General features: G+C 52.6%; 3 protein-coding genes. 2 read left to right on the forward strand and 1 reads right to left on the reverse strand.

Annotated elements, in window-relative coordinates:
* Window positions 1–376: 376 nt before the first annotated feature.
* Window positions 377–3,958, reverse strand: coding sequence for a S8 family serine peptidase (locus tag ACYC56_RS11485; protein WP_461374320.1), 3,582 nt, complete (start codon window positions 3,956–3,958; stop codon window positions 377–379).
* A gap of 324 nt (window positions 3,959–4,282) precedes the next feature.
* Between ACYC56_RS11485 and ACYC56_RS11490 the strand changes: the two genes are divergently transcribed.
* Both ACYC56_RS11490 and ACYC56_RS11495 read left to right on the forward strand, forming a co-directional pair.
* Window positions 4,283–5,437, forward strand: a complete 1,155-nt coding sequence (locus tag ACYC56_RS11490; protein ID WP_461374321.1) for a hypothetical protein — start codon at window positions 4,283–4,285, stop codon at window positions 5,435–5,437.
* Window positions 5,438–5,491: 54 nt separating this feature from the next.
* Window positions 5,492–5,882 (forward strand): hypothetical protein (locus ACYC56_RS11495; RefSeq protein ID WP_461374322.1); only part of this gene is annotated, 391 nt, incomplete at its 3' end.

Raw genomic sequence — 5,882 nt, forward strand, 5'->3', positions numbered from 1 at the left:
TTCTTTATTTCTCGTCTTTGGCCTTTATCTAGATAAACCGCGTATTTTCACTTCTTTTTGCTCCAAATTTGTTTGGCCTATGTGCGTATTTTTGTTTTTTATGGGTATCTAGCGTTATTACTAGATGGGAGACGTCGTAGGAGGTGGGTATGGGATATCCAACCAAGGTACAACTCATCAAGAGAAAAGCGAGCGAGCAATGGTACATCAACTTTCCCTCGGCTGTGCTTTATGCCGTCGGATGAGCTGTTCTCTCTGGACTACAACAAAATATCATGCTGGAAAAGGGCCAAACGCGAGAACAAAGGGCCACTAGTGGCCCTTTGTTCTCGAAGAATGGATGAATGCCGGCACTAACATGCCGTCATCGATACTGTTAACGGGTTGATCTAGAAGTTGTAAAGCTAAAACTATAGCTACCTGCAAGAGCATTTCCCGCGGCGTCTTTCACCGCACCCGCGGGGACAGAGACCGTATAGGTCGTTCTTGTCGCCAGGTTTTTTGTCGGATCAAGCACAAGGACATTACCGCTAATACTCTTGTTGATTGTAACCAGCCTGCCCCTGTTGTTTTCAACCGTGATAGTATCGTAGGCGCTTCCCGCCTGGATGTTCTCACTAAACGTCAGAGTAATCGTATTGGCAACCGCAACGTCCGTCGCGCCATTAGCCGGGTCGGTGACCGTCACCGTCGGCGCATTCGTATCGATGGTATAAGCGCCGGCGTAGACCGCGGATACGTTACCTGCAGCATCTACGGCAATGAACTTTAGAGTCGTTGAAGCCGTGATGGCAATAGGTGTAGCTGCATACATGCTGCTTGCGGCGGTCGGATTTGTGCCGTCGGTCGTGTAATAGATAGCCCCCGGTTCAGAGGCCGTAAGCGTTACGGATTGGGCTGAGTTATAGAGGCCGCCTGCCGGAGTCGCACTTGCGGTCGGTGCTACGGTATCGACAGTAAAGGTCGACTGACTAGAGCTTGAATTTCCTGCGGCATCCGTGGCTGTGACTTTAACCGTATGCGTGCCGTCAGCGAGCGATCCAAGGTCGGTATCGTTGGCCGCGCTCACCGGTATGGTGTCGACGCTAACGACCACGTCTGCGGTTGGGTCATCGACCGTGTAACTGAGCTGCGGCGTGGAGTCGTTTGTTAGGCCGCCATTTACAGGCGAGAGTATTTCGACCACCGGAGCCGCGCTATCAATCGTATATATCTCGGTGTAGACCGGTGATTGGTTGCCCGCATCATCGACCGCAATGAATTTAAGGGTGGTCGTTATCCCAATGCTGAGCGGCAGGCCCGAATACCGGCTGCTCGCTACTGTAGGTGTGCTGTCATCGGTTGTGTAATAGATCGCCGCCGGCTCGGAAGCCGTAAGCGTTACCGATTGAGCTGAGTTATAGAGGCCGCCAACCGGGCTTGCGCCGGCGGTCGGGGCAATCGTATCCACCATAGGCCGGGTGAAGAAGTACAGGTCATACGCAGCATTGCCGTTTCCTGCGACATCCACCACGGCGCCCGTTGGAATAGAGACCGTCACCGTGCTCTCATAAGCAAGATCGCTTAGCGGAGTGATGACCAGCGTAGTGCCGCTAAGGCTCTTGTTTATCGCAACAGAGCCGCTTCTATCCAGTACCGCTATACCATCAAAAGCAGCGCCTGCGGAAACATTGTCGCTAAAGGTAAGCGTAATGACCTTGTTGATAGGCATGTTGCCGGCAAACATCGCCGGGTCGCTGCCCGTAATCGTTGGGACGGTAGCATCAACGGTAAATGCCGATTGAGCGGAGCCTACGTTACCGGCAGTATCGACCGCGTACACTGTAACAATGTGTGCGCCGTCGGATTGCACGGGTAGCTCCTGCCCGTTTCTCGTACTCACCGAAGCTCCATCGACGGTTACCGCCGTCACGCTGCCATCACTAATCGTATAAGAAAGAAGCGGCGTATTGTCGTTCGTCAGGCTACTGTCGGCAGGAACCGTTATCGATACAGTTGGCGGTGTGGTATCGGGATTGGCCTGCGTCGAGAAGTAGAGAGTATAGCTAGAAGCAAGAGCATTTCCTGCTGCATCTGCCACCGCACCCGCCGGAACCGAAACTGTCACCGTGCCCTCATACGCCAGGTTCCCCACCGGATCGATGGTTAGCGTAGTGCCGCTGATGCTCTTGGTTGTCGCAACAGAGCCATTTCTGTCAGTCACCGAAACGTTGTTATATAAACTACCTGCAGAAATGTTCTCGTTAAAGGTTAACGTAATCGTTTTATTAACAGCCACATTACTTGCGGACATCGCCGGGTCGCTGCCTGTAACAGCCGGCGGAGTCGTATCAAGCGGGGCTGTCACATCAAACGCGTCGATAGTTATCGCCGTGCCGCTTGAACTCGCATTTTTGTTTCCGCTAACCTCGATTTTCAATGTGTGGTTGCCAAGCGCAAGGCCGGATTTTGTATAGACCAACTGCTGGTAATCATCCGCTCCGTAGAGGTCGGCATCCTGAACATAGCTTCCATCAATATACACCCTCGCGATACCCGCTGAGGTGCCCCTGTTGGCAACCCAGGTAACGCCGGTGCCGTAAAACGAGTAGGTCACCGAATTCCCTGTCGTGCCCGAGTATTTGTAAGTGCCGCCGCTCGCGTAGCTTGAGCTTGCGCTCGCCCAGCTACCTGCATAGGCTGCACCGCTACTAATCTCCTCGTCGTTTACGATATTAGTCGTTACGGCTTTTTGAGCGTTTATGCGCCCGTAGCCGAAATAGCTATCCCTGCCGGCCGCTCCAAGATCATCGGTTGTTTCCTGAATCATCCTGGCGACCTGGCTGTTGGTTTTGCCTGGATACCGTGAAAGAATCAGCGCTGCAAGGCCTGCTACATGCGGGCTTGCCATCGATGTTCCGGACATCCATACATAACTTGAATTGCTCGAGTTGTAGCAGCTAAGGATATAATGTGCCGCAACGCCATCGCTATTACCACCCGGAGCTGCGATATCTACCGCCGGCCCGTAATTCGAATAGGATGCTTTCTGGTCATCGGTAGTGGTGGCGGCAACACCGATAACGTTTGGATATCCCGCCGGATAGCTTGCCGCACTGCTGTTATCATTACCCGCTGCAGCAACGACCAGGCATCCCTTACCCTGTGCGTATGAGACTGCGTCGGCCAAAGTGGTCGAGTAGTCGGGGCCGCCGAGGCTTAAGTTGATGACTTTTGAACCGTGATCGGCAGCGTATGTAATCCCGCTGGCAACCCAGGAATCGTACCCGCTTCCCTTGGAGTCTAGTACTTTAACGGCAAGAATCTTAGCCCCCCAGGAGATACCGGCAACGCCCTTAGCGTTATTAGTGAGCGCCCCAATTGTCCCGGAGACGTGCGTGCCGTGTCCGTTATTATCATATGCGTCGGCATCGTTGTAGGCAAAGTCATATCCGTTGATGACTTTACCGGCTAAATCCTCGTGGTTGTAATTAACGCCGGTATCGACGACCGCAACCAGGGTCTGATCGCCGGTCGTTACATCCCAGGCCTGTGGGGCGCTGATTTTAGCAAGATCCCACTGGTAAGCGGAATAGTAGGTGTCATTTGGGATGGCAAAGGCCTGAACGCGATGGTTGGGCTCGGCATACTCCACGCCGGCCATCTTCTTATACTTTGCGACCGCAGCGCTTACACTAAGCCCGGCGGGCAGTTTTACTTCGTGTACCTTCAGGGCTTTGATCTCGCCGATTTTCTGCGCGCCGACGAGCTTATGAATGCCCTCAATCGCTGTATCGCTTACAGATGGTTTGAATTTTACAAGTAGCTCCCCGGGAACGGTCCCGCCCGAACCCTGGTTGCTTACTGAAGCCCGGATCGGCAGGTCCGGCACCGCTGCCGAGACAGGAAGAATCGGCATTAAAGAGAATACCATTGTGCATACCAGCACAAATGCCAAAAGTTTACGCTTGTTACCCATTCGTTCACCCCTTAAAATACGTGCGGTAATTATACAGATGTAAAGACTTGCATAAGGAAAATTTTAACACGACTGAAGGCATATTTGAAGTGTAAACCGTTACTTTAGTTGTAATACGATGGTTCGGGTTACTGCCGGCATATATCTTTGATACCGGTAACCAGCCCTGCTGCCAATCAACCCATACTTGTCCCCTTTCTGGCAAAAACTATAATCTGTTGAGCACCGTGTCTACGTGGTTTGTAAATCGCACGTTCCCTTGACGTTTAGCCGTGTTACAAATTGGTATATAGGTTGTGTCACAGGTCTTTTGGAGGGGTATCGATGGCACGAGCACGCAAACCAAAACCGTACAGGTTCGCAAGCACTAAAACGTGGTTCAACGGCTACAGGGACGGCAACAAGGAGCTGCCCCCGGCAGATGACGCCGACCTCACCCATTTCGAGCGCGAGCTTATCGACCGGGCCGAATCGCAAATCTACTACGCGACCGAAAAGTGGTCGAGAACCGACGAGCGCTTCAAATCACGCTACTGCCAGGCCAAAAAAGAACTCGTAGGCGTGACAACAGAGCTTAACGGGTTTAAATCCAAGGGTAAAAACATCGAACAGTTCGAGCAGGCCTACAACTCGGCAGAAGAAAACCTTAAGCAGCGTGAGCACGTCACGCCCATGCCGATCTACCTCACGGTGATAGGTATCCTGGCGCTTTGCGAAGTTCCGGTGAACCGCATCGTTTTTGAGGTGTTCGGTGAGAGCAAACTCCTAACATCACTGTATGCCCTGGTAGTAGGCATGATTATCGTGGGGGTCGCCCACCATGTAGGTAAGCGGATAAAGGAAGAAAATTTGCATCCGCTCTTCTATGTCTCAATCGGCGCCGTGTTTTTATGCCTGGCCGCCCTCGCGTATATCCGGCTGACCTACTTCGAGGAAACCGCGAAGTTCCTCGGTATCCAGGTAAACCCGCTTGCGGCGATGCTCTTGTTCTTTACGCTTAACGTGCTCTTTTTCGTATTCGGAACCTGGGCCTCGAAGGATGCCCATCCCCAAAACCACGAGCAATACCACAGGCTGACCAGAACATTTAAGACAACGGACAAGGGATTGGTGGATGCCGAAAAGGACTACATGGCGATCAAAGAAACCATTAAGAAGCTCAACTCGCGGATAGATACTCTGATGATATCCCGCGAGAAGACACACGAGCAGGCGCTCTCAGAGATCGGGCAGATTTGCAACGCAGCCCTGCTTCAGATTAGAAAATACCGGAAAACGAATCTTAAGTACCGCACCGACAAAACCGTCGCCAGCTTCAAAGTGGAGCCGAAGTTTACCATCCCGGAGCAAATCAAGTGTCTCGACTGGGAGTGCGATCGCACGAAGCGGTATCTTCAGGAACACCTCAAGTATGGGGACCATGAGCTGGATACCGGCAACGGCGACAGTCCCACAAAAACGATGCCCCTGGCCGGGTAATAAACAAATCGGATGCGTCCCGACTGCGCGCGATCCCACGGAGGAATGCGTCACATGCTAAACCGTCAAAAACGTGCCGAGGCTACGTCAAAAACAATTTGGATCATACGCAGCACGTTCATAGCCAGCGTGCTCTTGCTGGGCGCGGTTGTCGTATGCGGTCTTTTTCTCTCCGGGTGCTCTCAAACCAGCCAAGCCACAAGGCAGCACAGGGTAGTCTTTGCCCTCTTCGACCTCTCGGGAAGCACCGATATCGAGCGCGCGAATTTCGCGGATGATTTCAAAGCAATCGTATCGGCACTCGATGAGGGCGATACGATTATCGCCGATAAAATTGTCGACGACCCCCTGTCGAACTCCTCATTCCCCATCAACACAACGCTACCCGAGTTCAACCCGTCAACCGACAACGACCTGGTCCGCAATAAAGAGTTCGACAATTTCA

The organism is Candidatus Aquicultor sp. (assembly GCF_054640775.1).

What these genes read in the sequence shown, in the direction of transcription:
- ACYC56_RS11490 (WP_461374321.1), top strand. Translation starts at nt 4,283, where the DNA reads ATGGCACGAGCACGCAAACCAAAACCGTACAGGTTCGCAAGCACTAAA.
- ACYC56_RS11485 (WP_461374320.1), bottom strand. Translation starts at nt 3,958, where the DNA reads ATGGGTAACAAGCGTAAACTTTTGGCATTTGTGCTGGTATGCACAATG.